At 70.2% G+C, this 25,903-nt stretch carries 24 protein-coding genes and 3 riboswitches; of the genes, 11 read left to right on the top strand and 13 right to left on the bottom strand.

Annotated elements, in window-relative coordinates:
• Positions 1-190 precede the first annotated feature (190 nt).
• Positions 191-381: riboswitch (cobalamin riboswitch) on the top strand.
• 107 nt (positions 382-488) lie between these two features.
• From cobG to ACV22W_RS11375, 5 genes are all read left to right on the top strand, one after another.
• Positions 489-1,844: a precorrin-3B synthase gene (gene cobG / locus ACV22W_RS11395; protein WP_448019305.1), complete on the top strand. Its 1,356-nt coding sequence runs from the start codon at positions 489-491 to the stop codon at positions 1,842-1,844.
• Entirely contained in the window at positions 1,837-2,463 is a 627-nt protein-coding gene (locus tag ACV22W_RS11390) for a precorrin-8X methylmutase (RefSeq protein WP_448019224.1), read from the top strand. The genes cobG and ACV22W_RS11390 overlap by 8 nt, the downstream gene beginning before the upstream one ends.
• A complete protein-coding gene (locus ACV22W_RS11385) occupies positions 2,460-3,194 on the top strand; it encodes a precorrin-2 C(20)-methyltransferase (protein WP_448019222.1) in 735 nt (244 codons plus the stop codon). The genes ACV22W_RS11390 and ACV22W_RS11385 overlap by 4 nt, the downstream gene beginning before the upstream one ends.
• Positions 3,191-4,906, top strand: a complete 1,716-nt coding sequence (gene cobJ / locus ACV22W_RS11380) for a precorrin-3B C(17)-methyltransferase (RefSeq protein ID WP_448019220.1) — start codon at positions 3,191-3,193, stop codon at positions 4,904-4,906. Before ACV22W_RS11385 ends, cobJ begins: the two co-directional genes overlap by 4 nt.
• A gap of 252 nt (positions 4,907-5,158) precedes the next feature.
• Entirely contained in the window at positions 5,159-6,514 is a 1,356-nt protein-coding gene (locus ACV22W_RS11375; RefSeq protein ID WP_448019218.1) for a chitinase, read from the top strand.
• 107 nt (positions 6,515-6,621) lie between these two features.
• Here the strand turns inward: ACV22W_RS11375 and ACV22W_RS11370 are convergent, their stop codons facing one another.
• The 3 genes from ACV22W_RS11370 to ACV22W_RS11360 all read right to left on the bottom strand — a co-directional run bounded on the left by ACV22W_RS11370 (position 6,622) and on the right by ACV22W_RS11360 (position 9,878).
• Positions 6,622-7,365, bottom strand: a complete 744-nt coding sequence (locus ACV22W_RS11370; RefSeq protein WP_448019217.1) for an IclR family transcriptional regulator — start codon at positions 7,363-7,365, stop codon at positions 6,622-6,624.
• 53 nt (positions 7,366-7,418) lie between these two features.
• A complete protein-coding gene (locus tag ACV22W_RS11365) occupies positions 7,419-8,585 on the bottom strand; it encodes an acyl-CoA dehydrogenase family protein (RefSeq protein WP_448019216.1) in 1,167 nt (388 codons plus the stop codon).
• 138 nt (positions 8,586-8,723) lie between these two features.
• Positions 8,724-9,878, bottom strand: a complete 1,155-nt coding sequence (locus ACV22W_RS11360) for a CaiB/BaiF CoA transferase family protein (protein WP_448019215.1) — start codon at positions 9,876-9,878, stop codon at positions 8,724-8,726.
• A 272-nt stretch (positions 9,879-10,150) separates the two neighbouring features.
• On the opposite strand from ACV22W_RS11360, the gene ACV22W_RS11355 reads away from it, so the two are divergent.
• Positions 10,151-10,396, top strand: coding sequence for a hypothetical protein (locus tag ACV22W_RS11355; RefSeq protein ID WP_448019214.1), 246 nt, complete (start codon positions 10,151-10,153; stop codon positions 10,394-10,396).
• A 168-nt stretch (positions 10,397-10,564) separates the two neighbouring features.
• Positions 10,565-10,993, top strand: coding sequence for an NUDIX hydrolase (locus ACV22W_RS11350; RefSeq protein WP_448019213.1), 429 nt, complete (start codon positions 10,565-10,567; stop codon positions 10,991-10,993).
• Between the two features lie 15 nt (positions 10,994-11,008).
• Here the strand turns inward: ACV22W_RS11350 and ACV22W_RS11345 are convergent, their stop codons facing one another.
• The 8 genes from ACV22W_RS11345 to ACV22W_RS11310 form a co-directional block, all read right to left on the bottom strand.
• Positions 11,009-11,335 (bottom strand): low molecular weight protein tyrosine phosphatase family protein, encoded by a 327-nt coding sequence (locus ACV22W_RS11345; RefSeq protein WP_448019212.1) that lies wholly within the window; start codon positions 11,333-11,335, stop codon positions 11,009-11,011.
• 36 nt (positions 11,336-11,371) lie between these two features.
• Positions 11,372-11,944 (bottom strand): DUF1993 domain-containing protein, encoded by a 573-nt coding sequence (locus tag ACV22W_RS11340; RefSeq protein WP_448019211.1) that lies wholly within the window; start codon positions 11,942-11,944, stop codon positions 11,372-11,374.
• 132 nt (positions 11,945-12,076) lie between these two features.
• On the bottom strand, positions 12,077-12,529 hold the full coding sequence (locus tag ACV22W_RS11335) for a YaiI/YqxD family protein (RefSeq protein WP_448019209.1): 453 nt from the start codon (positions 12,527-12,529) through the stop codon (positions 12,077-12,079).
• 76 nt (positions 12,530-12,605) lie between these two features.
• Positions 12,606-13,214 carry a vWA domain-containing protein gene (locus ACV22W_RS11330; RefSeq protein ID WP_448019207.1) on the bottom strand — a complete coding sequence of 203 codons (609 nt, stop codon included), beginning with the start codon at positions 13,212-13,214 and terminating at the stop codon, positions 12,606-12,608.
• Between the two features lie 68 nt (positions 13,215-13,282).
• Positions 13,283-14,380, bottom strand: a complete 1,098-nt coding sequence (locus ACV22W_RS11325; protein WP_448019205.1) for an ATP-binding protein — start codon at positions 14,378-14,380, stop codon at positions 13,283-13,285.
• Positions 14,377-18,192 carry a cobaltochelatase subunit CobN gene (gene cobN, locus ACV22W_RS11320; protein ID WP_448019204.1) on the bottom strand — a complete coding sequence of 1,272 codons (3,816 nt, stop codon included), beginning with the start codon at positions 18,190-18,192 and terminating at the stop codon, positions 14,377-14,379. The genes ACV22W_RS11325 and cobN overlap by 4 nt, the downstream gene beginning before the upstream one ends.
• A 6-nt stretch (positions 18,193-18,198) precedes the next feature.
• Positions 18,199-19,287 (bottom strand): cobalamin biosynthesis protein CobW, encoded by a 1,089-nt coding sequence (gene cobW / locus ACV22W_RS11315; RefSeq protein WP_448019203.1) that lies wholly within the window; start codon positions 19,285-19,287, stop codon positions 18,199-18,201.
• A gap of 25 nt (positions 19,288-19,312) precedes the next feature.
• On the bottom strand, positions 19,313-20,371 hold the full coding sequence (locus ACV22W_RS11310; RefSeq protein WP_448019202.1) for a HoxN/HupN/NixA family nickel/cobalt transporter: 1,059 nt from the start codon (positions 20,369-20,371) through the stop codon (positions 19,313-19,315).
• A 187-nt stretch (positions 20,372-20,558) separates the two neighbouring features.
• Positions 20,559-20,821: riboswitch (cobalamin riboswitch) on the bottom strand.
• Between the two features lie 124 nt (positions 20,822-20,945).
• Positions 20,946-21,182: riboswitch (cobalamin riboswitch) on the top strand.
• Between the two features lie 110 nt (positions 21,183-21,292).
• On the opposite strand from ACV22W_RS11310, the gene cobA reads away from it, so the two are divergent.
• From cobA to ACV22W_RS11290, 4 genes are read left to right on the top strand one after another with little or no spacing between them, the layout of a single operon-like run.
• Positions 21,293-22,102, top strand: coding sequence for a uroporphyrinogen-III C-methyltransferase (gene cobA, locus ACV22W_RS11305; RefSeq protein WP_448019200.1), 810 nt, complete (start codon positions 21,293-21,295; stop codon positions 22,100-22,102).
• Complete coding sequence (locus ACV22W_RS11300; protein WP_448019199.1) at positions 22,099-22,476, top strand: cobalamin biosynthesis protein; 378 nt, start codon at positions 22,099-22,101, stop codon at positions 22,474-22,476. The genes cobA and ACV22W_RS11300 overlap by 4 nt, the downstream gene beginning before the upstream one ends.
• 34 nt (positions 22,477-22,510) lie before the next feature.
• Complete coding sequence (gene cobO / locus ACV22W_RS11295; RefSeq protein WP_448019198.1) at positions 22,511-23,113, top strand: cob(I)yrinic acid a,c-diamide adenosyltransferase; 603 nt, start codon at positions 22,511-22,513, stop codon at positions 23,111-23,113.
• 3 nt (positions 23,114-23,116) lie between these two features.
• Positions 23,117-24,421 carry a cobyrinate a,c-diamide synthase gene (locus ACV22W_RS11290; RefSeq protein WP_448019197.1) on the top strand — a complete coding sequence of 435 codons (1,305 nt, stop codon included), beginning with the start codon at positions 23,117-23,119 and terminating at the stop codon, positions 24,419-24,421.
• A 24-nt stretch (positions 24,422-24,445) separates the two neighbouring features.
• Here the strand turns inward: ACV22W_RS11290 and ACV22W_RS11285 are convergent, their stop codons facing one another.
• Both ACV22W_RS11285 and ACV22W_RS11280 read right to left on the bottom strand, forming a co-directional pair.
• Positions 24,446-24,574, bottom strand: coding sequence for a hypothetical protein (locus ACV22W_RS11285; RefSeq protein ID WP_448019196.1), 129 nt, complete (start codon positions 24,572-24,574; stop codon positions 24,446-24,448).
• A 39-nt stretch (positions 24,575-24,613) separates the two neighbouring features.
• Positions 24,614-25,777 (bottom strand): M20 aminoacylase family protein, encoded by a 1,164-nt coding sequence (locus ACV22W_RS11280; protein ID WP_448019195.1) that lies wholly within the window; start codon positions 25,775-25,777, stop codon positions 24,614-24,616.
• Positions 25,778-25,903: the final 126 nt, after the last annotated feature.

Raw genomic sequence — 25,903 nt, 5'->3', positions numbered from 1 at the left:
TCGTCCGGTTCCATCGAGTCGCCGTACGGCGCCGGTATGGCGCCGATGCGGCCGCCCGCATTGCGAAAGTCGGCATGGTACCGTGTTCCACCGCGCGTTTCATCTGCCGGGCCGCCGACGCCGGGCCGCATTTCGCTTCGGCCACGATGCTCGCTCGGCGGTCGCGAAGCGCGGGGGAAATCGGGTATGCTACGGCCGTTCGTTCGCCGGTGCCCTTCGGGGCCGAAGAGGGAACACAGGGCGCGCCGCGCGCCGCTGTGGCTGCCCCCGCAACTGTAGACAGCGAGCCGATCTCCCCCTCATGCCACTGGTTTCACCGGGAAGGCCGGGAGCCGGCGCCGACCTGTCAGCCAGGAGACCTGCCGGCATGAAAGTGCGTGCGTGCCAGTCGGCGTCGGGCGGGGTGTACCGATGCGTTGGCCGCGGCGCGACACTGTCCCGGTATCCCGTTGAGTTCCGCCCCCGATTCCATTCCTGCATCGACCGTCGTGCGCCCGTCGGCTTGCCCGGGGCTCGTGCGCGTCGTCGCGGCCGCCGACGGCGGGCTGTGCCGGATCAAGCTGCCGGGCGGCCGGCTCGACGCTCGGCAGGCGCGTGCGATCGCCGCCGCTGCGCGCGCTTACGGCTCCGGCGCGATTGATGCGACCAATCGCGCAAATCTCCAGTTGCGCGGCATCCGCGACGGCGCGGCCGATACGCTGGCCAACGCATTGCTCGATGCTGGCCTGGGCCCGCGCGCCGGCGATGCTGCCGACGACCGGGCCGCGCTCGCCGCGAGCGACGACGTCCGCAACCTGATGCTCAGCCCGCTCGCGGGGCGCGATCCCGACGCACTGCTCGACAGCCGCGCGCTCGCGCTGCCGTTGCTCGACATGCTGACGCACGAGCCGCGTCGCGGCGAGGTGTCGCCGAAATTCTCGATCCAGCTCGACGGCGGCGAATCGGTCGCGGCGCTCGATCATCCGCACGACATCTGGCTCGCCGCGTGGCGTCGCGGCGACGGGGCGGTCCGCATCGCCGCGGGCCTGGCCGGCTGCCCGCCGGTCGCGCCCGGTGATCCGCCCGCCTGGTTCGACGTCGCGCCGGAGCAGACCGTCGCGCTCGTTCGCGCACTGCTGCTCGCGTTCCTCGATCTCGCGCCGGCCGACATCACGCGGATGCGCGCGTTGCTCGCAACCGGCGGCGCATGCGCGTTGCGCGAGCGCGCGCAGCATTACGCGCCCTTCCCGCTCGAAGCCGATCCGGCACTGGCCGGCTGGCGGCGCAAGCAATCGGACGCCGCGCTGCGTGTCGGTGCACGGCCGTCGCGCGATGCGGATCGCTGCAGTGTCGGCGCGCAGTTCGTGCTCGGCCGGCTCGACGCAACGCAACTGGAACGGCTTGCGGCACTTGCCGACGCGCAAGGCGACGGCACGCTGTCGATGACCCCGTGGCAAGGCGTGTTCGTGCACGGCGTGCGGCACGAACGCACGCCGGCCTTGCTCGACGCGCTCGCGTCGCTCGGCCTCGTGTGCACGATGTCCGACCCGCTGGCGGCGCTGGTCGCGTGCACCGGCAGCGCGGGCTGCGCGAAGTCGCGCGCCGATACGAAACACGATGCGCTCGCGCTGGCCGCGCGCGTCGGCCATCCGGTCGACGTGCACCTGACCGGCTGCGAGCGTCACTGCGCGCTGCCGCACCCCGCGACGTCCACCCTCGTCGCGGTCGCGCCCGGACGCTACGACCTTTACCGGCGCGACGCCGCCGCGGGCCTCGGCGCCCCGCTCGCGCGCCATCTGACGATTGACCAGGCCGCGGACCGACTGACGGGCGCGCGGCACAGCCAGGACACCACCGATGCTTGACTACATTCGCGACGGGCAGGAAATCTACCGCCAGTCGTTCGCGACGATCCGCGCCGAGGCCGACCTGTCGAAGATTCCGCCCGATCTCGAGAAGCTCGCGGTGCGCGTGATCCACGCCTGCGGGATGGTCGATGTCGCCTACGACCTGCGCTTCTCGACCGGCGCCGGCACGGCGGGCCGCGCGGCGCTCGCGGCCGGCGCGCCGATCCTGTGCGACGCGCGGATGGTTGCCGAAGGCATCACGCGCGCGCGGCTGCCGGCCGGCAATCGCGTGATCTGCACGCTCGGCGAACCGGAAGTACCCGACCTTGCGCGGCATCTCGGCAACACGCGCTCGGCCGCGGCGCTCGAACTGTGGCGCCCGCATCTGGCCGGCAGCGTCGTCGTGATCGGCAATGCGCCGACCGCGCTGTTCCACCTGCTCGACATGATCGACGCCGGCGCGCCGCGCCCCGCTTTGATCCTCGGCTTTCCGGTCGGCTTCATCGGCGCGGCCGAATCCAAGGCGGCGCTCGACGCCGACAGCCGCGGCGTGCCGTACGTCGCGCTGCTCGGCCGGCGCGGCGGCAGCGCGATGGCCGCGGCCGCCGTCAACGCACTCGCGACGGAGGCAGAATGACGGCCCCGCGCGGACGCCTGTTCGGGGTCGGCGTCGGCCCCGGCGACCCTGAACTGATGACGATCAAGGCGCTGCGCGTGCTGCAGGCCGCGCCGGTGGTCGCGTATTTCGTCGCGAAGGGCAAGAAGGGCAATGCCTACGGAATCGTCGAGGCGCACCTGCTCGATGCGCAGACGCAATTGCCGCTCGTCTATCCGGTGACGACCGAGGCGCTGCCGCCGCCGCTCTGCTACGAGAACGTGATCGCCGATTTCTACGACACGGCCGCCGAGATCGTCGCATCGCATCTCGACGCCGGGCGCGACGTCGCGGTGATCTGCGAAGGCGATCCGTTCTTCTACGGGTCGTACATGTACCTGCACGATCGCCTCGCGCCGCGCTACGACACCGAGGTGATCCCGGGCGTGTGCGCGATGCTCGGCGGCACGGCCGTGCTCGGCCAGCCGCTCGTCTATCGCAACCAGAGCCTGTCGGTGCTGTCCGGCGTGCTGCCGGAGGACGAATTGCGCACGCGGCTCGCGCAGGCCGACGCGGCCGTCGTGATGAAGCTCGGCCGCAACTTCGACAAGGTGCGGCGCGTACTCGACGAACTGGGGCTCGCGAAACGCGCGCTGTACGTCGAGCGCGCGACGATGGCGGCGCAGCGCATCGTGCCGCTCGACGAAGTCGATCCGATGGCGTCGCCGTACTTCTCGCTGCTCGTCGTGCCGGGGGAAAAATGGCAAGGATGACGACTCCGCCCGCGATCGTGATTCTCGGCGCGGGCGCACTCGATACCGCGCGGCGTATCCAGGCGCGTTATCCGGGCGCCGTCGTGCACGGGCTCGCGTCGCGCGTCGAGGCCGACGTGCCGTTCGACGAGCTCGGCGCGCACCTGCGCGAGCTTTACGCGCGCGGCCTGCCGATCGTCGCGCTGTGCGCGGCCGGCATCGTGATCCGTTGCGTCGCGCCGGCGCTCGCCGACAAGGGTGTCGAGCCGCCGGTGCTCGCGGTCGCGGAAGACGGTTCGGCCGTCGTGCCGCTGCTCGGCGGGCTGACCGGCGTCAACCTGATCGCGCGCGAAATCGCCGAATGCCTCGGCGTCGCGCCCGCGATCACGACGAGCGGCGAGCTGCGCTTCGGCGCGTGCGTGCTCAACCCGCCCGACGGCTATGCGCTCGCCGATCTCCAGCAAGGCAAGCGTTTCGTGTCCGACCTGCTCGCGGGTGCGGCCACGCGCGTCGACGGCGCGGCGCCGTGGCTCGACGACGTCGCGCTGCCGCGCGACGATGCGGCCGCGCATGCGATCCGCGTGACGCCCGATGCGTGGCGCGGATCGCGCGACGAACTCGTGATCCATCCGCGCAGCGTGGTGGTCGCCATCGAGGCGCGCGGCGTGCGGGCCGATGCGTCGCCATCGCTTGCCGAGCGCATCGACGCGCTGCTCGATACGCACGGTCTCGCGCGGCTGGCGCTCGCCGCACTCGTCGCCCCGGCGTCGTTGCTCGGCGATGCGCGGGTCGAGGCGGCGGCACGGACGCTGGGCGTGCCGCTGCGCTGCGCCGATGTCGAACGCGACGAAGATGCCGATGCGGCTGCCCTGCTGGGTTCGACGTTGCGTGTGGCGCACACACTGCGCGCAAGGTCCGACGGTCTCGCGTGCGCGGTTGCGACGCAACCCGTCGATCCCGCGACGCTCGGCCGTGCACGCGGCCGCCTGACGGTGCTCGGCCTCGGCCCGGGCGATGCGGCATGGCTCACGCCCGCCGCGCGCACCGCGCTCGCGCAAGCCACCGACATCCTCGGCTATACGACCTACGTGACGATGGCCGGCCCGTTCCGCGCGGATCAGCGCGTCCACGGCACGGACAATCGCGAGGAAATGCAGCGCGCGCGCCATGCGTTCGAACTGGCGGCCGAAGGCCGGCGCGTCACGGTCGTCTCGTCGGGTGACCCGGGTGTCTTCGCGATGGCCGCGGCCGTGCTCGAAGCGCTCGACGAAGCGCGCGATCCGCGATGGGCCGCGGTCGAACTGCGCGTCGAACCCGGCGTATCGGCATCGCTCGCGACCGCCGCGCAGGCCGGCGCGCCGCTCGGCCACGATTTCTGCGCGATCTCGCTGTCGGACAACCTGAAGCCGTGGGACGTGATCGAGACGCGCCTGCGGCACGCGGCGCAAGCCGATCTCGTGATGGCGTTCTACAACCCGATCTCGCGTGCACGGCCGTGGCAGCTCGACCGTGCGCTCGATGCGGTGCGCGCGCACCGCGCGGCCGATACGGTCGTCGTGCTCGGCCGCGATATCGGCCGGCCCGGCGCGACGCTCACGACGACGACGCTCGGCGCGCTGCGCAGCGATCAGGTGGACATGCGCACGATGGTGATCGTCGGTTCGTCGACGACGCGGCGTTTCGCGATCGGCGACGGGCGTGAGTGGGTCTACACGCCGCGCTGGTATCGTTGAGCGTCGCTGCGCAACGCGCAGTTGACCATCCGCGCGAGACCGGGCGGAAAAATCGCCCGCTTCGCGTTTCGATATGCGATCGAATCGGCAAGATCGTTACGTATCGAGAATCGAATAACGAAAAGAACACCTAAGTATTCACGATTCGGCGCGAATCCTCCAAGATGAGCACGCCGCCGGCCGGGCATACCCGATCGCCCGCCCGGCGGCGATACGCGGGCCAGCGTATCCCTCTTCCACTTGGAGAACACAATGAACAACAACGTGTTGCCGCGATTCAACCCGCGCGCGCTCGCCGCGGGCTGCCTGCTCGCCATGGCGAGCGTGTCCCACGGCGCCGGCGTCTATGCGCCCTTCGTCGACGTGACGCTCTACCCGACGCCGCTCGTCGACCGGATCGGCGTCCAGCAAGGCATCCAGCAGTTCACGCTCGCGTTCGTGGTCGCGGGCAGCGGCTGCGCGCCGTCCTGGGGCGGCGTGCAGCCGATCGGCAACGGCGCGAGCGGCGACCTGCTCACGTCGCTGTCGACGTCGATCGCGAGCTATCGCGCGAAAGGCGGCGAGATTGCCGTCTCGTTCGGCGGCGCGAACGGCACGCCGCTGATGCAGGCATGCTCGAGCGTCCCCGCGCTGAAGACGGCCTATCAGACCGTGATCGACACCTACGGCCTCACGCACGTCGATTTCGACATCGAGGGCGCATCGCAGCAGGACAGCGCCGCCGTCGCCCGCAACTTCCAGGCCGTCGCGCAACTGCAGTCCGACTACGCGGCGAAAGGCAAGCCGCTGCACGTCACGCTGACGCTGCCGACGATGCCGACCGGGCTCACGCAGGACGGCGTGAACGTCGTCACCGCGGCCATCGCGAACAAGGTCGCGTTCGACGCGGTGAACTTGATGACGATGGACTACGGCCCCGCGAACATCGACATGGGCGCGGCCGCGATCAGCGCCGCGCAGGCGCTCTATACGCAGCTCGATACGGCGTTCAAGTCGGCGGGCCAGCCGAAAACGGGCGCGCAGCTGTGGCAGATGGTGGGCGTCACGCCGATGATCGGGATGAACGACGTGCAGGGCGAAACCTTCACGCTCGCGAATGCGCAGAGCGTGTTGAATGCGGCGATCGGCAACGGCTACGGTTTCTTCGGCAACTGGTCGGTCGGCCGCGATCAGCCTTGCCCGAACAACGGTGCATATGTGGCGCCGACCTGCTCGGGTATCGCGCAGCAGCCGTACGCGTTCGCATCGATCTTCCGCAGACTCGACGGCAAGTGGGGCGCGGGCGTCACGCAGGATCCGAACTACGGCGGCGGCTCGAACGGCGGAACGCCGCAACCCGGCGCGCCCTGGTCGGCCGGCCAGGTCTATACGGCCGGCGCGACGGTGACCTACCAGGGCACGACGTACCAGGCGCAATGGTGGACACAGGGCGACGTGCCCGGCCAGGCAGCGGTATGGAAGCCGGTCGGCGGCGGCACGCCCGTGTGGTCGGCAACGACCGCGTACCAGGGCGGCACGTGCGTCACGTACCAGGGCGCGAAATACTGCGCGAAATGGTGGACGCAGGGCGACAACCCGAGCGCGGGCGGCGTGTGGGTGAAGTCGTGAAGGCGCGGCGCACCGGCGCGTGACGCGCCACGGCCGTTCCCGGATGCCGCCCGGCATCGCGGCGAACGGCCGCCGAGGCAGCCCTCCGCCCTGCTTCGCGCTTCTTGCTAGCCACGCCCCTGCTCGGCCAGCAGCCGCGCCTTGGCGTCGACCAGCAGCGCCGCATGCGTGTCGCGCTGCTGGCGGATCCGCTCGGTCGGCCCGACGACCGACAGCCCGTACCAGTCGCCGTCGAGCGTCAGCGCGACCGCGATCGCCGACAGCTCGGGCGCGCTCTCGCCGAGGTTCTCGGCCCAGCCGAGTTCGCGAAACCGCGCGGTTTGCGCGACGAGCGCCGGCAGGTCGGCCACCGTCGCGTCGGTGAAGCGTTCGAACGACAACTGCGCGCCGAGCGCCTGCTGTGCGTCGCTCGCGAGCGACGCGAAGATCGCCTTGCCGATCGAGTTCGCATGCAGCGGCCGCAGCTCGCCCGGCTGGCGCGTGTAGCGGATCGCCTGCTCGGATTCGACGACGTCGAGATACGTGACCGACGCGCCCTGGATCTTGCCGAGTACGGCCGTCTCGTGGCTCGCGTCGCGCAGCGCGACGAGATGCGGATGCACGATGTCGACGACGGGATCGGTCGCGTCGATCGCGGCGGCGATCGTCTGCAGGCGCCGCGTGGGATAGTAGCCGCCGCGCTTGCGCACCTCGTACAGATAGCCGCGGCTCACGAGCGTGCGCGCCATCGCCAGGCAGCTCGACGCGGGCACGTTGAGCAGGCGCGCGAGTTCGGTGAGCGGCAGCGGCCGCCGTTCGGCGGCGAACAGCTCGAACAGGTCGAGCGTGCGGGCAACGAGTTTGACGTCCATGACGAGCGCTTGATTCGGAACGGGAAACCGCGCGCCGGGCGGGCCGCCGCGCGTCAGTACGACTTCGGCAGCCCGAGCACCTTCTCCGCGATGTAGCACAGGATCAGTTGCGGACTCACGGGCGCGAGCCTCGGAATCATACACTCGCGCAGATAGCGCTCGACGTGGTATTCCTTCGCATAGCCCATCCCGCCGTGCGTCGCGATCGCCGTCTGGCACGCCTGGAACGCGGCTTCCGCGCCGAGGTACTTCGCAGCGTTCGCCTCCGCGCCGCACGGCTGCCCCGCGTCGTAGCGCGTCGCGGCCTTCATCACCATCAGCCACGCGGCTTCGAGCTGCATCCAGGCCTGCGCGAGCGGATGCTGGATCGACTGGTTCTGCCCGATCGGCCGGCCGAATACGACGCGTTCGCACGCATACTGCGTCGCGCGCCGCAGCGCGGCCTGCCCGAGGCCGATCGCCTCGGCGGCGATCAGGATCCGCTCGGGGTTCAGCCCGTGCAGCAGGTAGCGGAAGCCGTCGCCCTCGTTGCCGATCAGGTCGTCGCGCGGCACGCGCAGGTCGTCGATGAACAGCAGGTTCGAATCGACCGCCTTGCGGCCCATTTTCTCGATCTCGCGCACCTCGACGCGCGAACGGTCGAGGTCGGTGTAGAACAGGCTCAAGCCATCGGTCGGCTTCGCGACCCGGTCGAGCGGCGTCGTGCGCGCGATGATCAGCATCTTGTTCGCGACCTGCGCGGTCGAGATCCAGATCTTGCGGCCGCTCAGCACGTAGTGGTCGCCGTCGCGACGCGCCTGCGTAGTGAGGTGCGTCGTGTCGAGGCCGGCATCGGGCTCGGTCACCGCGAAGCAGGCCTTGTCGCGGCCGGCGATCAGCGGCGGCAGGAAGCGCGCTTTCTGCGCATCGTTGCCGAACACCTGTACCGGGTTCAGCCCGAAGATGTTCATGTGGACGGCCGATGCGCCCGACAGGCCCGCGCCCGACGCGCTGATCGTGCGCATCATCAGCGCGGCCTCGGTCATCCCGAGCCCGGCGCCGCCGTGGGCCGGGTCCATCGCGATGCCGAGCCAGCCGGCCTCGGCGAGCGCCGCGTGAAAGTCGGACGGAAACCCGCCCGCGCGGTCGCGTTCCAGCCAGTAGTCGTCGCCGAAGCGTTCGCAGATTTTCTCGATCGCGCTCTCGATCGCGCGCTGGTCGTCGGTCAGGTCGAACTGCATCGATTGCCCTCCAGGAAAACGTGAACGGCCGCGCCGATCCATGCGGGCATGAGGTGTCTGCTCTTGCAGCGGCGCGTGTCGGGTGCGGCGCGGCGTGATGTGCGAAGGGGGCGCGGGCGGCGCCGGCCGCGAGGCGGGTCAGTCGCGACGCGGGACGTCGTCGTCGGCGAACACCTGCGCCGCGTGTTCGTTCAGCGCGGGCGGCGGCCGCCGGTACGTGGCCGGCGTGCGGCCGAGCTTGATCGGCGACGCGATGCCGCGATGCCGGCCCAGTTCGACCTTCATCCGCCGGTGCGCGACGTGCGGATGGTCGAGCGCCGCATCGAGCCCGAGCACGGGCGCGCACGGCACGCCGCGGCGCATCAGCTGCTCGGCGAGTGCCGCGCCGTCGTGCGCAACCAGCGCCGTTTCGAGCAGCGCGCGCAGTGCGGCGCGGTTCGCGCTGCGCGCGCGGTTGTCGATGAAGCGCGGATCGTCGGGCCAGTCGCGCGTGCCGAGCACGTCGCACAGCGCGGCGAACTGCCCGTTGTTGCCGACCGCGAGAAAGATGTCGACGCTCGCGGTCGGAAAGCTGTCGTAAGGCGTGATGTTCGGATGCGCGTTGCCGGTGCGCGCCGGCGCCCTGCCCGAATGGAAGAAGGTCGGCGTATGCGGATGCAGGATCGACAGCGCGCAGTCGAACAGCGTCGATTCGACGAATTGGCCGCGCCCGCTCGCATCGCGTTCGCGCAGCGCCATCAGCACGCCGAGCGCCGCGTTCAGCCCGGTGACGAGATCGACGATCGGCACGCCGACGCGCAGCGGCGCGCCGCCCGCCTCGCCGTTCACGCTCATCAGCCCGGCCAGCGCCTGGACGGCCGCGTCGTAGCCGGGCAGCCCGCCGAGCGGGCCGTCCGCGCCGAAGCCCGACACGCGGCAATGGACGAGACGCGGAAAACGCGCGTGCAGCGTCTCGAAGCCGAGGCCCCAGCGCTCCATCGTGCCGATCTTGAAGTTTTCGACCAGCGCGTCGGCGTGCTCGAGCAGGCCGAGCAGGCGCTCGCGATCCTCCGGCTTCGTCAGGTCGAGCGCGATGCCGAGCTTGTTGCGGTTCACGCCGAGGAAATACGACGCGGTGTCGCCGTCGAACGGCGGCCCCCAGGTGCGCGTCTCGTCGCCCGACGGCGGTTCGACCTTGATGACATCCGCGCCGTGATCGGCGAGGATCTGCGTCGCGTACGGGCCGCCCAGCACCCGCGACAGATCGATGATGCGCAACCCTGCCAACGCACCCTGCTGCTCCAGCTCCGCCATGCGTCTCGCTCCTGCTCCCGGTTGATCGGACCGCCGGTTCCGTCGTGCCGACAGCGGCAACACGGTTTCCCGGGTTCGAATGATAATTCGTGCGTGTGAATTTATATTCACACTCGGGAATTTTGTTGTCAAGGCGGGTATGCCCCGGCATGGCGGGCGGAGAACGCGGTCGCCTGCAAGTGGGGACGACACCGAACGCAGGCCGGTTGCGGCGCCGTGCCGTGGTTCGCTAAGCTGGCGGAAGGTGCTCACTGAACAAAGGCGAACCTTTCATGAAACACATGCTGCTCGCGGCCGTCGTGCTGGCGTCGATGCTGGGCGTCGCCCGCGCGCAAACCCAGACTTTCCAGTTTGGCGAAGGACAATCACAGCCGCGGGCCACCGCGCCGACGGCACGGCCCGCGCCCACGCGCCCGCACGTGACGCCGCCACCCCATCAGCACCGGCGTGCCATCCACAAGCGCCGCCGCGGGCGCTCCGGGAAACCGGCGCGCACGGGGTTCTACACGCACGTGTAACGCAATGCGCGTTGCGCGTTGCGCGCGACAACGCACGGAACTGTCACGAACGCCCGGTATGATCGGCGCGGCGGCTTGCATGCCGTCGTGCCCGACCATCGGGCGACAGGCCGGCAACGCCGGTCGACGACCATTTCCCTCCACGATTCAGCACCTGTTTTGCCGAACATGAACACCGGGCCGGATACCGTCGCCTGCATCAAGGAACGCGCCACGATCGTGTGCCGCCGGCGCAGCAGCGTGCTGCTGGTCGCCCGTACCGCGGCGCGCTGGTCGCTGCCGGGCGGCACGATCCGGCGCGGCGAGACGCCGCTGGAGGCCGCGCAGCGGGAGTTGGCGGAGGAAACGCGGCTGGAGGGGCTCGCGCTCGACTATGCGGTGCAGTTCGGCGGCCTCACGAAACTTCATCACGTATTCGTGGCCGACGTGCCGAAACACCTGACGCCGCGCGCGAGCAACGAGATCGCGCGCTGCAAGTGGTTCGACGTCCAACGGCTCGAGACGCTGCGCGCGAGCGTGCCGACCCGCAAGATCATCGAACTGCTGCACCTCGACCGCTTTCCCGCGCACGCGGACGGGCCGCTCCGCTCGCGCTGATACGGCCCGCGCGGGTCACCTGCGCAACAACGGACCCGCCTTGCGCTCGAGCAGCGCGACCAGTTCGGGCTGCATGTACGCGTAGCGGTCGGGAATGTCGAGGCAGACGATCTTCTTGTGCTTCAGACGGATGCCGAATCGGCCGGACAGCTTCGCCTTGTGCGCCCGCTCCATCACGAACACGATCTCGGCCCATTCGAGTTGCTCGGCGGACAAGCGCGTCTGCGCGTCGGGCGCGAGGCCAGCGGAATCGGTTTCGACTCCCGGCCACGCGGCGAACACCGCCTCGGCCGTCGGGCTGCGCAGCCGGTTGCGGCTGCAGATGAACAGGGCCCGTGTCATGCCGGCGCGCGGCGGCCGGATGGTCCGCTCAACCGTTCAACCCTGCGGAATCGTGCCGGGCCGCACATAGGCCAGCATGTGCGGCACGTAGTCGGCCTTGCCGAGCTCGACGCCGTGATGGCGCAGGATCGCGTACGCGGCGACCGCGTGAAAGTAGAACTGCGGCAGCGCCCAGTCGCGCGCGTACTGTTCGCCCGTCATGTCGAACGCGATGCCGTTCGGCAGTTCGAGCGTGATCGGCAGCGCGGCGCCGCCGTCGAGTGCGTCCGGCGCGAGTTCGCCGAGGAATGCAATCGTGCCGGCGACGATCCCTTGCGCGTCGCTCAGCGTGCCGGGCTGGGCGTCGGCATGCCAGCCGGCTTCCCGCAACGCCAGCAACGCGTCCGGCAGCGGTTCGCCGCGCAGACGGTAGACCGGTTCCATCGCCTGGAAACACGAAAACCGCACCTGGGCGGCGAGCGGATACATGTCGGGCGCCAGCTTCAGCGTCAGCAACGCATCGGGCGCGTCACCCTCGGCCTGCCGATGCGCGGCGGCCTTGTCGAGCCACGCGGACTGCGCGCGCAGCATCTGGGTGAAGGTCGGAACGAGAAGTTGGGTCAGTGACATTCATGCTCTCCGATGAAGCGTTCGCGCCACGATGTCAATGTCGGGGCAGAATCCGTATTCTGCCGCAGCCGACGTTTCGACGCGAAATCGGCGACGTATCGCACGACCGGCGCACCACCGACGCCCGATGTGTCACGGTTTGCCGTGGCGCGCCAGGAACCGATCGAATTGCGACGCGAACGCCTTGCCGTCGCGTGCGCTGAACGGGGCCGGGCCGCCCGTATCGATGCCCGTGCTGCGCAGTTGTTCCATCATCGCGCGCGTCGACAGCCGTTCCTCGATATTCTCGCGGCTGAACCAGTTGCCACGCGGGTCGAGCGCATGCGCGCCCTTGTCGAGAACGGCGGCCGCCAGCGGGATGTCGGCGGTGATCACGAGATCGCCGGCTTCCGCGAGTTCGACGATCCGCGCATCGGCCACGTCGAAGCCGGCCGGCACCTGCAGCGCCTTGATGAACGGCGACGGCGGCGTGCGCAGGAACTGGTTCGCGACCAGCGTCACGCAGATCTCGGCACGACGCGCGGCGCGAAACAGCATGTCCTTGATGACGGCGGGACACGCGTCGGCATCGACGAGTACTTGCATGGCGGGGATTCCGATGGATAGAAACGGCGATCATAGCGCAGCGCCGGCGCGTCGCCACGCGCTGCCGACCACGCGATCAGCGAGCCAGCCCGGGGCACAGCGACGCGGCCGTCATCCATTGCGCGCCCCAGGCATCGGCGAGCCGCCTGCCCTGCCCGATTCGCACGGCCGCGTCGTCGAAGTCGACGAACACGACGTGATCGGCGGCCGCCGGTCTCGTCGGCGTTTCGCGCGTGCGGCCGTCGGACAGCACCCATAACCAGCGCTGCTCGTCCGGCGTACGCCGTGCGGCGCCCGCGAGCAATTGCGCGGCGGCCGCGATGCCGTCGGCAAGCGGCGTGCCGCCGCCGCCGTCCACCGGTTCGAGCCAGCGCGCATTCCACCAGCGCGGCACGGCAGGACCGAAGCGCCGCGCGGCGCCGTTGCCGCCGAAGCAGATCAGCGCGGTTTCCACGCGATCGCGCGCGGCCTGATCGAAGTACGCGACGATCAGGCCTTTCGCGAGCGCGAGCCGATCGTGCGCCAGCATCGACGCCGAACAGTCGAGCGCGAAGCAATGGAGTGCGCGCGGTGTGCCGGCCCGCCTGCGGAAACGCAGATGGTCGGCATGCAGCGGGCCGCCGCGCTTCGCGGCGAGCGTCGCCGGCCAGGCAACGGCCGTGCCGGCACGCACCGTACCCGGCACGCGCGCGACAGCGCCTGGTTGCCATCGAGGACCGCGAACGGCATTCGCGGCGGCGTCGGCTCGATGGCTCAGGTTTTTTTTAGCGGCAGCGGCACCACGCTCTTCACGTCACGCAGTCCGGCCGGCTCGGGCGGCAGGTAGCCCCAGTCGCCTTGCGATGCGGTCGCGTCGTTTCGTGCCGCGCCCGATGGATGGTTGGGCTGCCGGTGTGTGTCCGGCGACGGACGGTCGTCGCGATCGTCGCGGTTGCTGCCGGCCTCCGCATTCGACTGCGTCGCGCCCGACGACGGCGGCGTACTCGCATGGCGCCGATGCCGCAGCACCGCGTCGGCCACGCGTTCGACGTGCGACACCGTCACCGCGCCGGCCTGCTCCAGCGCCGCGAGCGCGCGCGCGGCGCGCAGCATCACGAGGTCGGCGCGCAGGCCGTCGACGGCCGCGTCGATGCACAGTGCGCTGACGCGTGCATGCACCGCGTCGTCGAAATCCAGCGCCGGCAACCGTGCCCGCGCCGCGTGGATCCGCTCGCCGAGTTCGCGCTGTAAGGCCGCGTGACGTGCGCGAAATGCATCCGGGTCGAGATCGAATGCGAGGCGCGCCTTCACGATCTGCTCGCGCTGCGCGGCGTCGAAGCAGTTCTCGAGTTCGACCATCAGGCCGAAGCGGTCGAGCAGTTGCGGTCGCAGTTCGCCTTCTTCGGGATTCATCGTGCCGATCAGCACGAAGCGCGCGTCGTGCGCATGCGACACGCCATCGCGCTCGACCACGTTCACGCCGCTCGCGGCGACGTCGAGCAGCGTATCGACGAGCCCGTCGGCAAGCAGGTTCACCTCGTCGACGTACAGCACGCCGTGATGCGCGCGTGCGAGCAGGCCCGGCCGGAAGCGCACGCCGTTTTCGGCGAGCGCATGGGCGAGATCGAGCGTGCCCGTGACCTGTTCGTCGCTCGCCGACAGCGGCAGCGTGACGAATGCCCCTTCGGGCAGCAGTTCGGCGAGCGCGCGTGCGGCGGTCGATTTCGCGGTGCCGCGCGGCCCGCTGACGAGCACGCCGCCGAGCGACGGGTCGATCGCCGCGAGCAGCAGCGCCTGCTGCAGCGGTTGCTGCGCGACCAGCGCCGCGAACGGAAATATCGCGCGGGCGCGATGCGTCGTCGAATCGGTCATCGCCGTCCTCCTTCCTGACATTGTTCGCTGTCGAGCCAGACCGCTTCGATCCGCTCGCGATAATCGCCCGGCTCCTGCCACAGCCCGCGCTGCATCGCTTCGACGAAGCGTTCGCAGATGCCGTGCAGCGCCTTCGGGTTGTGGCGTTCGAGGAACGCGCGCGTGTCGTCGTCAAACAGGTACGCGTCGGCGACGAGCGCGTACTGGTGGTCCGACAGCACGCGCGCGGTCGCGTCATAGCCGTACAGGTAATCGACGGTCGCGGCCATTTCGGCCGCGCCCTTGTAGCCGTGGCGCTTCACGCCGTCGAGCCATTTCGGATTGACGACGCGCGAACGGATCACGCGCGCGATTTCCTCGCGCAGCGTGCGCATCTTCGGCGCGACCGGGTTCGCATGGTCGCCGTGGTAGATGCTCGGCTGCTGCCCCGACAAGTGCCGCACGGCTGCCGTCATCCCGCCCTGGAACTGGTAGTAGTCGTTCGAATCGAGGATGTCGTGTTCGCGGCTGTCCTGATTCTGCACGACGACGTCGATCGTCGCGAGCCGTTCGCCGAACACGTCGGGCGCCGCGTCGCCTGCGCTGTTCTGCGCGTACGCATGGCCGCCCCACCGGCGGTACGCATCGGCGAGATCGGCGTCGGCCTGCCAGCGGCGCTGGTCGATCAGATCCTGCAGGCCCGCGCCGTAGCTGCCCGGCCGCGCGCCGAACACGCGCCAGCCGGCACGCCGCCGCGCTTCGTCCGGCGCCACGCCCTGTTCGATCCATTTCGCGCGTTCGCGCTCGACGCGCGCGCGGATCGGGTTCAGTGCCTCGGGCTCGTCGAGCGCGGCAACGGCCTGCACGGCCGCGTCGAACAGGTGCATCAGGTTCGGGAACGCGTCGCGGAAGAAGCCCGACACGCGCAGCGTCACGTCGATGCGCGGCCGGTCGAAGATCTCGATCGGCAGGATCTCGAAATCGGTCACGCGATGGCTGCCGTGCGCCCATTTCGGCCGCACGCCGAGGAGCGCGAACGCCTGCGCGATGTCGTCGCCGCCGGTGCGCATCGTGGCCGTCCCCCAGACCGACAGGCCGATCGCGCGCGGATAGTCGCCGTGATCCTGCAGATGGCGTTCGATCAGCTGCTGCGCGGACTTCAGCCCGAGCGTCCACGCGGCCTGCGTCGGCACCGCGCGCGTATCGACCGAATAGAAGTTGCGGCCCGTCGGCAGCACGTCGGGCCTGCCGCGCGACGGCGAGCCGCTCGGCCCCGGCGGCACGAAGCGGCCGTCGAGGCCGCGCAGCAGCTGGCGCAGTTCCTCGCCGCCGCATGCGTCGAGGGCGGGCAGCAGCGTCGAGCGCACGCGCTCGAGCACGGCGAGCGTGCTCGGCCAGTCGCCGGGCGGCGTGGGGGCGGCATCGGCGCCGGTCTTGCCGGAAACAGCCGCGCACAGCCCGTCGAGCCAATGCTGCGCGAGCCGTTCGAGCCGCTCGCGCGTGTCGCCGGCATGGCGCCACGGCGACGCGTCGAGCGCTTGCAGAACGGCCGGCCGCGGGCCCGTCCACGGCGCGGCCCAGTCGGCCGCGAGCGGATCGAAATCGTCGCCGAGCGCGAGATCGCGCGCGAGCGCGCCGATCAGCCCCGCGCGTTCGCCCTTGCCGTCACCGACCGGAAAACGCGCGAGCGCGAGCAGCGTGTCGCGTCGCTGACGGTCGGCGGGCGACACGCCGAACACGTGCAGCCCGTCGCGAATCTGCGCTTCCTTCAGTTCGCACAGCCACGCGTCGACGCGCGTCAGCAGCGCATCCTCGTCGCCCGCATCGCGCGGCGGCGAAACGCTCAGTTCGTCGTGCAGACGGTGTTCGGCGATCGTCGCGAGAATCGTCTTGCGCAGCAGCTTCGCGCGCCGCGCATCGACCATCAGCGCCTCGTAGTATTCGTCGACCTGCCGTTCGAGATCCTGCAGCGGGCCGTAGTTTTCCGCGCGCGTAAGCGGCGGCATCAGGTGATCGACGATCACCGCCTGCGCGCGGCGCTTCGCCTGGCTGCCCTCGCCCGGATCGTTGACGATGAACGGATACAGATGCGGCAGCGGCCCGAGCGTCAGGTCGGGCCAGCACGCGTCGGACAGCGCGACGCTCTTGCCCGGCAGCCATTCGAGGTTGCCGTGCTTGCCGAGGTGGATGACCGCGTCGATGCCGAACGCATCGCGCAGCCAGAAATAGAACGCGAGATACGCGTGCGGCGGCACGAGATCCGCATCGTGGTAGCTCGCATAGTCGTTCTCGCCGCGCGAGCGCGACGGCTGGATGCCGACGAACACGTTGCCCGCGCGCCAGCCGGCGATCGTGAAGCGCCCCTGACGCAGCGTCGGGTCCGCTTCGGGCAGGCCCCAGCGCGCGTTCAGCGCGTCGCGCACCGCGGCCGGCAGCCGCGCGAAATGCGCGACGTAATCGGCCAGCGCGAAGCTCTGGAACGCGGGGCGCAAGGCGCGCACGGCCGGGTCGTTGGTCACGCCTTCGGTGAGTCGCGCGATCAGCGCGTCGCCATCGGCCGGCAGGTCGGCCACGGCATAGCCCGCATCGCGCAGCGCCGCCAGCACGCGCAGTGCGGACGCCGGCGTGTCGAGCCCGACGCCATTGCCGATCCGCCCTTCGCTTTGCGGATAGTTCGCGAGGATCAGCGCGATGCGCTTGTCGGCGTTGTCGAGCGTGCGCAGCCGGCACCAGCCGCGCGCGAGCGCCGCGACGAACGCGACGCGTTCGGCGTCCGGCTGGTAGCGCACGACGTCGACTTCGGTGTGCGGACAACGATACGCCAGCCCCTTGAAGCTCACCGCGCGCGTGACGATGCGCCCGTCGACCTCGGGCAACGCGATGTGCATCGCGATGTCGCGCGCATGCAGCCCCTGGTTGTCGGCCACCCACGCGTCGCGGTTGCCGCCGGACAGGATCACCTGCAGCACCGGCGCATCGCCGGCGAGCACGTCGGGCTCGGGGCTGTCGATCGCGCCGGCCGCGAAGGCGGTGGTGTTCAGCACGAGCGCGACGCCGTGCGTGTCGCACAGCTGCGTGACGACCTCGCGGCTCACCGCATCCTTCAATGACGTGACCGCGATCGGCAGCGGATTGAGCCCCTCGCGCACGAGCGCATCGGCCAGCGCGTCGAACACGGCGGTGTTCGCGGCCTGCCAGTGCGCGCGATAGAACAGGATCGCGACGACGGGCGCGCCGGGCGTCCAGCGCGCACGCCAGTCGTCGACGCTCGCCGGGTCGCGCGCCGGGTGATACAGCGCGGCGGCCGGCAGCGGGCGCGGCAGCTCGGGTTCGTCACCGAAACCGAGCGTATGGAACGCGATGCTGCGCAGCAACGCTTCGGCGTTGTGCATGCCGCCTTCGCGCAGATACCGCCACCACATCCGGCACAGCTCGGGCGCGACCGTGCTCTTCGCGACGAGGTTCGGGTCTTCCTGCAGGTCGCCCGAGAACATCGCGAGCTGCTGCTTCCGTTTCGACGCGAGCGACACGGCCTGCTCGATCCCGTACGGCCAGTATGCTTCGCCGCCCAGATGATCGATCACGACCGTCTTCGCGTGGCGCAGCACGTCGTCGACATAGAAATCGACCGACGCCGGCTGCCGCAGGAACGTGACGTTCGCGAGCCGCACGCTCGGAAAGCCGGCGGGCAGTTTCGGCACGACGCTGGCCAGCAGCGACAGCGTCGTGTCGGCCGAGCTCAGGATCACGATGTCGGCCGGCTGCTGGTCGATCCGCACGACGCCCTGCGTATCGTCGACGAAGCCGCCCGGCGTGGTGCGCAGCAGATGCATCGCGCGTTACGCCTGTTGCAGGTCGGCCGCGCATGCGGCGTCGAACGCGCGCTGCAGCGCGGCCGCGTCGAGATCCTCGCCGATCAGCACGAAGCGGCTCGCCCGCGTTTCGCCGTCCTGCCAGCGACGGTCGAAGTAGCTGTCGAAGCGGCGGCCGACGCCCTGGATCACGAGCCGCATCGGCGCATCGGGCAGCGCGGCGAAGCCTTTCGCGCGGTAGATCGTGTGCGTCTCGACGACACGCTGCAGCGCGGCGATCGTCGCCTCGCGCGTGCCCGCATCGCCCGACACCACCACCGAATCGAAATCGTCGTGATGGTGGTCGTGATCGCCGTCGTCGGCCGAGCCGTGATGGTCGTGCCGCAGGTGGATCGTTTCCTCCGACGCCGATTCGAGTCCAAGCAGCATCGCGACGTCCAGTTCGCCACGCGTCGCGCGAACGATCTTCACCTGCGGCGGGATTTCCTCGCGGATCGCGGCCTCGACCTCGGCGAACCGCGCGTCGGCGACGAGGTCGGCCTTGTTCACGATCACGAGGTCGGCGGACGACAGCTGATCGGCGAACAGTTCGTGCAGCGGCGATTCGTGGTCGAGGTTCGGATCGGCGCGGCGCTGCGCGTCGACGGCCTGCGGGTTCTCGGCGAACTGGCCGCTCGCGGCGGCCGGACCGTCGACCACGGTCACGACCGCGTCGACCGTGAAGCTGTTGCGGATCGTCGGCCAGTTGAAGGCCTGCACGAGCGGCTTGGGCAGCGCGAGGCCCGACGTCTCGATCAGCACGTGATCGATGTCGGCGCGGCGCTCGACGAGCGCTTCCATCACCGGATAGAACTCCTCCTGCACGGTGCAGCACAGGCAGCCGTTCGCGAGTTCGTACAGCTGGCCCGACGCTTCGCCCTGCGCGCTGTCAGCGTCCTCGCAGCCGATGCCGCAGCCCTTGAGGATTTCGCCGTCGATGCCGAGCTCGCCGAATTCATTGACGATCACCGCGATGCGGCGGCCTTCGGCGTGCTGCAGGATGTGGCGCATCAGCGTGGTCTTGCCGCTGCCGAGAAAGCCCGTGACGATCGTGACGGGAAGCTTGCGTAAGGTCATGGTGGATCCTGTGTCGAAAAGGGAGTCAGGCCGAGAGCGTCACGTCGATCTCGTCGTAGCGTTTGAGGCGGTAGATCGCGGCCGACACGATCCAGCACGCAAGGAACAGGCCGATCACGACGTAGCCGAGCATCCCGAAATGCGATGCGACCATCGTCGAGAAATCCCACACGGGCCCCTCCAGCGACAGTTTATCCGCGAGCAGCGCGAGCACCTCGATGCCGCCGATCAGCGCGGCGACCAGCACCGACACGAACGTGATCGTCATGTTGTAGTAGATCTTGCGGATCGGCCGCACGTACGCCCAGCGGTACGCGCCCATCATCAGGATGCCGTCGGTCGTGTCGACGAGCGTCATGCCCGCGGTGAACAGCACCGGCAGCACCATCACCGACCAGAACGACAGGCCGCCCTGCACCTGCGTGGCCGAAATGCCGAACAGCGCGATTTCGGTCGCGGTGTCGAAGCCGAAGCCGAACAGGAAACCGACCGGATACAGGTGCCAGCTGCGCGACACGAGGCGGAACAGCGGCCGGAACAGGCGGGCCAGCACGCCGCGCTGGTTCATCAGCATGTCGAGGTCGGCGTCGACGATCGTCTCGCCGCGGCGGGCCGCGCGAAACGTCCGGTAGACGGAGATCAGGATCAGCAGGTTGGCGGCCGCGAGCACCAGCAGGAAGAACGCCGACACGCTCGTGCTGATCACGCCGCCCCAGGTCTTCATGCTCTCGAAACGCGCGAGCGACGCCGCGGTCAGCGCGACCGCGACCGACATCACGATCACCACCGTCGAATGGCCGAGCGAGAAGAACAGGCCCGCGCCGAGCGGGCTGCGGCCCTCCTGCATCAGCTTGCGCGTGACGTTGTCGATCGCGGCGATATGGTCGGCGTCGACCGCGTGGCGCAGCCCGAACACGTAGGCGAGCAGCGCGGTACCCAGCAGCACGGGCTGGTCGCGAAACGCGACGAAGGCCCAGATCCACGCGCCGACGTTGAAGGCGACGAGCAATGAATAGATCGCGACGATTTTGCCGCGCAGCCCGGATGAGCTGTCGTTGAACAGGCGGAAGAACGAGTCGAGCATGATGCTCCTTTGCGAACGGTCGACATGATGAATGCCAACACGGCCGTCGTCGGCCCCGCCTGCGCCGCCGGCCGTTCTTCGCCCCGGCCCGCGCGCGTGCTGCGGCTGACGGATCGGCAAAGGAAGCGGGCAACGTTCGGGCGTCGGGCGTGCTGCGGCCGTGGACGATGCGCCGCCTCCCCGCGGCGCTGAACCCCACGTTCTGGCCGGTATCCGGGCTGACGAACACGCCGCTTCGCCTTCCCGGATGCGCGGCATCCAGTGGCGGTCGTCCGCATGCGGCAGGCATGCGGCGAAGCGGCGCTGCATCGCGCTGGGCGCGATGCGTTCGCTTACCGTTGCGGGGGCAGCACAGGTTGGCTCGGCTGCGGCGCAGCCAGGCTCCCTGTTTCCCGTTTAACTGCGCGCGCCGGAGGAGCACGCGCGAGCACCAAAACGCGTGCGAGTGTAGGCGGCGGTGCGGGGAGCGTCAAGGCGGAACGGGCCGCCGCGGCGCGTTCGGCACGGCCACTGCATCGTGCCGGGGGCGCTCGCGGCGCCCGCGGGGCGGGTTCGCGCGGGCCGATCGCTGTGCTATCGTATGCGCCGCGTTCGGTGCTCGCATGCGCATTCCGCGCACGCAGTTAAACGGGAAACAGGAGGCGGAAGTCCGCCCGGCCTGTGCTGTCCCCGCAACGGTACGCCGCCCGCGCGCCGCGGTTCCCCCCGCACGCGCCCAGGCCGCCCGCGATGCCACTGCCCTTCAGCGGGCGGGAAGGCTGCGGCCTGGCAAGCGGCCAGCCCGGATACCGGCCGACGCAAGGGGCGAGCCCGCTGCTCGCCGAACGCCCGATCCGCGGGGGACGGATGGGGTGCGCTTCCCGCCCGCGTTCGCGCGGGCTTCGCCCGATCCATCATGCCTTGCCTGTCCGCCGGCCGCCGATGTGCCGTTCGCCGTCCCCTTTCCACTGCCACGACACGGTGTGCGCCGTGCCGCGTCCGATGAGCCGCGCGTGGCTCGTCGGCGCCGGCCCCGGCGACGCCGATCTGCTGACGCTGAAGGCCGTGCGCGCGATCGCCGCGGCCGACGTGCTGCTCGTCGACGACCTCGTGAACCCCGACGTATTGCGCCATGCACGCGCCGACGCGCGCATCGAGCACGTCGGCAAGCGCGGCGGCCATGCGTCGACGCCGCAGGAGGCGATCGTCGCCGCGATGCTCGCGCACCTGCGCGCGGGCCGCAGCGTCGCGCGGCTCAAGGGCGGCGATCCGTTCGTATTCGGCCGGGGCGGCGAGGAGCTGCTCGCGCTCGGCGCGGCGGGTTTCCCGGTCGAGGTCGTGAACGGCATCACGGCCGGTATCGCGGCCCCGTCCGCGCTCGGCATTCCGGTCACGCATCGCGGCGACGCGCAGGGCGTGATCTTCGTCACGGGCCACGGCGCGGGTGCCGACGAGCCCGACTGGCGCGCGCTGGCCGCGACGCGCATGACGATCGTGATCTACATGGGCATACGCCGGCTCGACGCGATCGTGGCCGCGCTGCGCGACGGCGGCGTGCCCGGCGACATGCCGTGCGCGGCGATCGAGAACGCGACGCGTGACGGGCAGCGGCACGTGCTCGCGACGCTCGACGCCGTCGTCGAACGTGTGGGTGCGACCGGTATCGGTTCGCCCGCGATCGTCGTGATCGGCCGCGTCGCGGCGCTTGCCGACGATCCCGCCGTGCGCGCGGCGCTCGGCGGCCGCGCATGATGCGCGTCGCGCTCGGCGTCGGGTTTCGCGCGGACGTGACGGCCGCGCAACTCGATGCTGCGATCCGCGCGGCGCTGAAGCACTACCCTGATGCCGAGCCGGCCGTCGTCGCGACACTCGTCGACAAGGCGCGCGCGCGGCCGCTGCGCATGCTGTGCGCACGCCGCGGCTGGCCGCTCGTCGCGTTCGACGCGGCGCAGCTCGCGCAGTGCCCCGGACCGGCATTGAGCGGCCCGTCGGCGGCCGCGCTCGCGCGTTTCGGCGTCGCGGGCGTGGCCGAGCCGTGCGCGCGGCTCGCGGCGCCGCGTGGCCGGCTGCTCGGCCCCAAATCCATCTTGGGCGGCGTGACGGTCGCGCTCGCCGGCCCGCTCTGAACCCTTTGTTTCGCTTTCGACAGGACGATTCCCGATGAAGACCGATGCCGAATCCCATCAGCGGATGACCGAACGCCGCCGCGCCGGCCATGAAAAGAAGCAGGCCGCCGCCACCCAGGAAAAGGGCCTGCTGATCGTCAACACCGGCAACGGCAAGGGCAAGAGCACGGCCGCGTTCGGCATGGCCGTGCGCGTGCTCGGCCACGGCATGCGGCTCGGCGTCGTGCAGTTCATCAAGGGCGCGCTGCACACGTCCGAGCGCGACTTCCTCGGCGCGGTCGCGCAATGCGACTTCGTGACGATGGGCGACGGCTATACGTGGAACACGCAGAACCGCGACGCCGATATCGCGACCGCGCGCAAGGGCTGGGACGAGGCGCGCCGGATGATCGAAAGTGGCGATTACCGGATGGTGATCCTCGACGAGCTGAACACCGTGCTGAAGTACGAATATCTGCCGCTCGACGAAGTGCTCGCGACGCTCGTCGGGCGGCCGGATTCGGTGCACGTCGTCGTCACGGGCCGGCATGCGCCCGATGCACTGATCGATGCGGCCGACCTCGTCACCGAAATGCGGCTCGTCAAGCATCCGTACAAGGAGCAAGGCGTGAAGGCGCAGCCCGGCGTGGAGTTCTGAGCGATGCCGGCCTGCCCCGCGCTGTTCGTCAGCGCGCCCGCGTCTGGCCAGGGCAAGACGTCGGTGACGGCCGGCCTTGCGCGGCTGCACCGGCGGCTCGGCCGGCGCGTGCGCGTGTTCAAGACCGGGCCGGATTTTCTCGATCCGATGTTGCTCGAACGCGCGAGCGGCTTCCCCGTGCATGCGCTCGACCTCGGCATGGTCGGGGAAACCGGCTGCCGTGCGCTGCTCGCCGATGCCGCGCGCGACGCGGACCTGATCCTGATCGAAGGCGTGATGGGATTGTTCGACGGCACGCCGAGCAGCGCCGATCTCGCGGTCGCGTTCGGCGTGCCGGTCGTCGCGGTGATCGCCGCGAAGTCGATGGCGCAGACGTTCGCGGCGATCGCGTTCGGGCTCGCGCGGTTCCGCCCCGAGGTGCCGTTTCACGGTGTGCTGGCGAACCGCGTCGGGTCGCCGCGGCACGCGGAACTGCTGCGGCAGGCGTTACCCGACGACTTGCGCTGGCTCGGCCACGTGCCGGCCGATGCGGGCATCGCGCTGCCGGAGCGGCATCTCGGCCTGCACCAGCCGGCCGACATCGACGACCTCGATGCGCGGCTCGAGCGCGCGGCCGACGTGCTCGCGCAGACGGCGCTCGCCGAATTGCCGCCCGCCCTTTCGTTCGCGGCACCGGACGTCCGCGCCCCGCTGCCGCGTGCGCTCGCCGGCACGCGGATCGCGATCGCGCGCGATGCGGCGTTCTCGTTCATTTATCCGGCGAATCTGGCGCTGCTCGATGCGCTCGGCGCGCAGCTTCGGTTCTTTTCGCCGCTGGCCGACGAACCCGTGCCCGCCGATTGCGATGCGCTGTTCCTGCCGGGCGGCTATCCGGAACTGCATGCGGCGACGCTTGCGGCGAATGCCGTGACCGCGCGGACGATTCGCGCGCACGCGGCGGCCGGCCGGCCGATCGTCGCGGAATGCGGCGGGATGGTGTATCTGTGCGAATCGCTGACGGACGTGGACGGCGCGACGACGCCGATGCTCGGGCTGCTGTCGGGCCATGCGACGATGCAGCGCCGCTTCGCGGCGCTCGGGATGCAGCAGCTGGACACGCGCACCGGGCCGATGCGCGGTCATACGTTTCATTATTCGCGGCTCGATACGCCGCTGGCGCCGCTGGCGACCGCTGCGCGGCCCGACGGCGCGCCCGGCAGCGGCGAAGCCGTTTATCGCGCGGGCCCGATCGTCGCGACGTACATGCACATGTACTGGCCGTCGAATCCGGAAATGGCGGCCGCGCTGTTCGGCGGCACGGCATTCTGACGCAAACCGTGAAAGGTCGCGATGTCAGTGCTTTTCGCGGCCCGGCGCTTCCGAGCGTGAAGTCCGGATCACGGTGCCGTCGGGCGAGAAATGCGCGTTGAACATCGCGTCGGCCGATACGCCGCCCTCGGCCAGCGCTTTCCAATGGAACATGAGCCTGGGCGGCGGCGCCCGCGTCGATGCGCCGCGGCGTCACACCAGGAACGTCTCGGCCAGCTTGACCCAGTACGATGCGCCGGTCGGCAGCGCGGCGTCGTTGAAGTCGTAGCCGGGGTTGTGCACCATGCAGCCGCCCTCCCCGTCGCCGTTGCCGATGATCAGGTAGCAGCCCGGCCGCTTCTCGAGCAGGAACGCGAAATCCTCGCTGCCGGTGAGCGGCACCATCCCGTCGATCAGGTTCGCCTCGCCGACCCACTCGCGCGCGACGCCGCGTGCGAACTCCGTCATCTGCGCATCGTTGACGAGCACCGGGTAGCGGCGCTGGTAGTCGATCGTCGCGGTCGCGCCGAACACCGCAGCCTGCGCATGAACGACTTCCTTGATGCGCGTCTCGAGCAGGTCGCGCACTTCCGGCTTCAGCGCGCGCACGGACAGGCGCATCTGCGCGCGGTCGGGAATCACGTTCGGCGCCTCGCCCGCGTGAATCGCGCCCACCGTGACGATCGCCATGTCGAGCGGCGACACGTTGCGCGACACGATCGTCTGCAGCGCGACGACGATCTGCGCGCACACGACGACCGGGTCGATCGCCCTGTGCGGCACCGCGCCGTGGCCGCCGCGCCCCTGCACGTCGACGATCACGGTATCCGACGACGCCATGAACGGCCCCGGCAGGAAGCCGAACTTGCCCGTCGGGAAGCCCGGCATGTTGTGCATCGCGAAGATCGCGTCGCACGGAAACTGCTCGAACAGCCCGTCGTCGAGCATTTTCTTCGCGCCGCCGAGCCCTTCCTCGGCCGGCTGGAAAATCAGGTTCAGCGTGCCGGAAAAGCGGCGCTCGCGCGCCAGGTGCTTCGCGGCCGCGAGCAGCATCGCCGTGTGGCCGTCATGGCCGCACGCGTGCATCTTGCCGGGGATCGTGCTCTGGTATGGCAGGCCGGTCGATTCGTGGATCGGCAGCGCGTCCATGTCGGCGCGCAGGCCGAGGCGCTGCGTGCCGTTGCCGACCTTCAGCTGCGCGACGACGCCGGTGCCGCCGAGCCCGCGATGCACCGTGTAGCCCCACGCCTGCAACTGCCCGGCGACGAGGTCGCTCGTCGCGAATTCCTCGAAACCCAGCTCGGGGTGGGCATGAATGCGGTGCCGGATCTCGATCATTTCGTCGGCGAGGCCTGCGGGGATCACGCTGTGCGTCACGGTGTCGTCTCCTGGGTTCCGTGGGGAAGGTGCAGGCAAGGATAGCCGGTCGAGCGGCAACCGGACAGACAGAAAGTCGTCACGGCAGCAACCAGGAGTTGCCTGCCGATCGTCGTGGCGCGCGAC

Source organism: Burkholderia sp. AW49-1, assembly GCF_053427845.1.
This window is presented reverse-complemented; position numbering and strand designations above follow the sequence as displayed.

Bases quoted from the DNA above. Each gene is read 5' to 3' on its own strand.
- ACV22W_RS11390 (WP_448019224.1), top strand. From the start codon at position 1,837: ATGCTTGACTACATTCGCGACGGGCAGGAAATCTACCGCCAGTCGTTC.
- ACV22W_RS11385 (WP_448019222.1), top strand. From the start codon at position 2,460: ATGACGGCCCCGCGCGGACGCCTGTTCGGGGTCGGCGTCGGCCCCGGC.
- cobJ (WP_448019220.1), top strand. From the start codon at position 3,191: ATGACGACTCCGCCCGCGATCGTGATTCTCGGCGCGGGCGCACTCGAT.
- ACV22W_RS11375 (WP_448019218.1), top strand. From the start codon at position 5,159: ATGAACAACAACGTGTTGCCGCGATTCAACCCGCGCGCGCTCGCCGCG.
- ACV22W_RS11370 (WP_448019217.1), bottom strand. From the start codon at position 7,365: ATGGACGTCAAACTCGTTGCCCGCACGCTCGACCTGTTCGAGCTGTTC.
- ACV22W_RS11365 (WP_448019216.1), bottom strand. From the start codon at position 8,585: ATGCAGTTCGACCTGACCGACGACCAGCGCGCGATCGAGAGCGCGATC.
- ACV22W_RS11360 (WP_448019215.1), bottom strand. From the start codon at position 9,878: ATGGCGGAGCTGGAGCAGCAGGGTGCGTTGGCAGGGTTGCGCATCATC.
- ACV22W_RS11355 (WP_448019214.1), top strand. From the start codon at position 10,151: ATGAAACACATGCTGCTCGCGGCCGTCGTGCTGGCGTCGATGCTGGGC.
- ACV22W_RS11350 (WP_448019213.1), top strand. From the start codon at position 10,565: ATGAACACCGGGCCGGATACCGTCGCCTGCATCAAGGAACGCGCCACG.
- ACV22W_RS11345 (WP_448019212.1), bottom strand. From the start codon at position 11,335: ATGACACGGGCCCTGTTCATCTGCAGCCGCAACCGGCTGCGCAGCCCG.
- ACV22W_RS11340 (WP_448019211.1), bottom strand. From the start codon at position 11,944: ATGTCACTGACCCAACTTCTCGTTCCGACCTTCACCCAGATGCTGCGC.
- ACV22W_RS11335 (WP_448019209.1), bottom strand. From the start codon at position 12,529: ATGCAAGTACTCGTCGATGCCGACGCGTGTCCCGCCGTCATCAAGGAC.
- ACV22W_RS11325 (WP_448019205.1), bottom strand. From the start codon at position 14,380: ATGACCGATTCGACGACGCATCGCGCCCGCGCGATATTTCCGTTCGCG.
- cobN (WP_448019204.1), bottom strand. From the start codon at position 18,192: ATGCATCTGCTGCGCACCACGCCGGGCGGCTTCGTCGACGATACGCAG.
- cobW (WP_448019203.1), bottom strand. From the start codon at position 19,287: ATGACCTTACGCAAGCTTCCCGTCACGATCGTCACGGGCTTTCTCGGC.
- ACV22W_RS11310 (WP_448019202.1), bottom strand. From the start codon at position 20,371: ATGCTCGACTCGTTCTTCCGCCTGTTCAACGACAGCTCATCCGGGCTG.
- cobA (WP_448019200.1), top strand. From the start codon at position 21,293: ATGTGCCGTTCGCCGTCCCCTTTCCACTGCCACGACACGGTGTGCGCC.
- ACV22W_RS11300 (WP_448019199.1), top strand. From the start codon at position 22,099: ATGATGCGCGTCGCGCTCGGCGTCGGGTTTCGCGCGGACGTGACGGCC.
- cobO (WP_448019198.1), top strand. From the start codon at position 22,511: ATGAAGACCGATGCCGAATCCCATCAGCGGATGACCGAACGCCGCCGC.
- ACV22W_RS11290 (WP_448019197.1), top strand. From the start codon at position 23,117: ATGCCGGCCTGCCCCGCGCTGTTCGTCAGCGCGCCCGCGTCTGGCCAG.
- ACV22W_RS11285 (WP_448019196.1), bottom strand. From the start codon at position 24,574: ATGTTCCATTGGAAAGCGCTGGCCGAGGGCGGCGTATCGGCCGACGCG.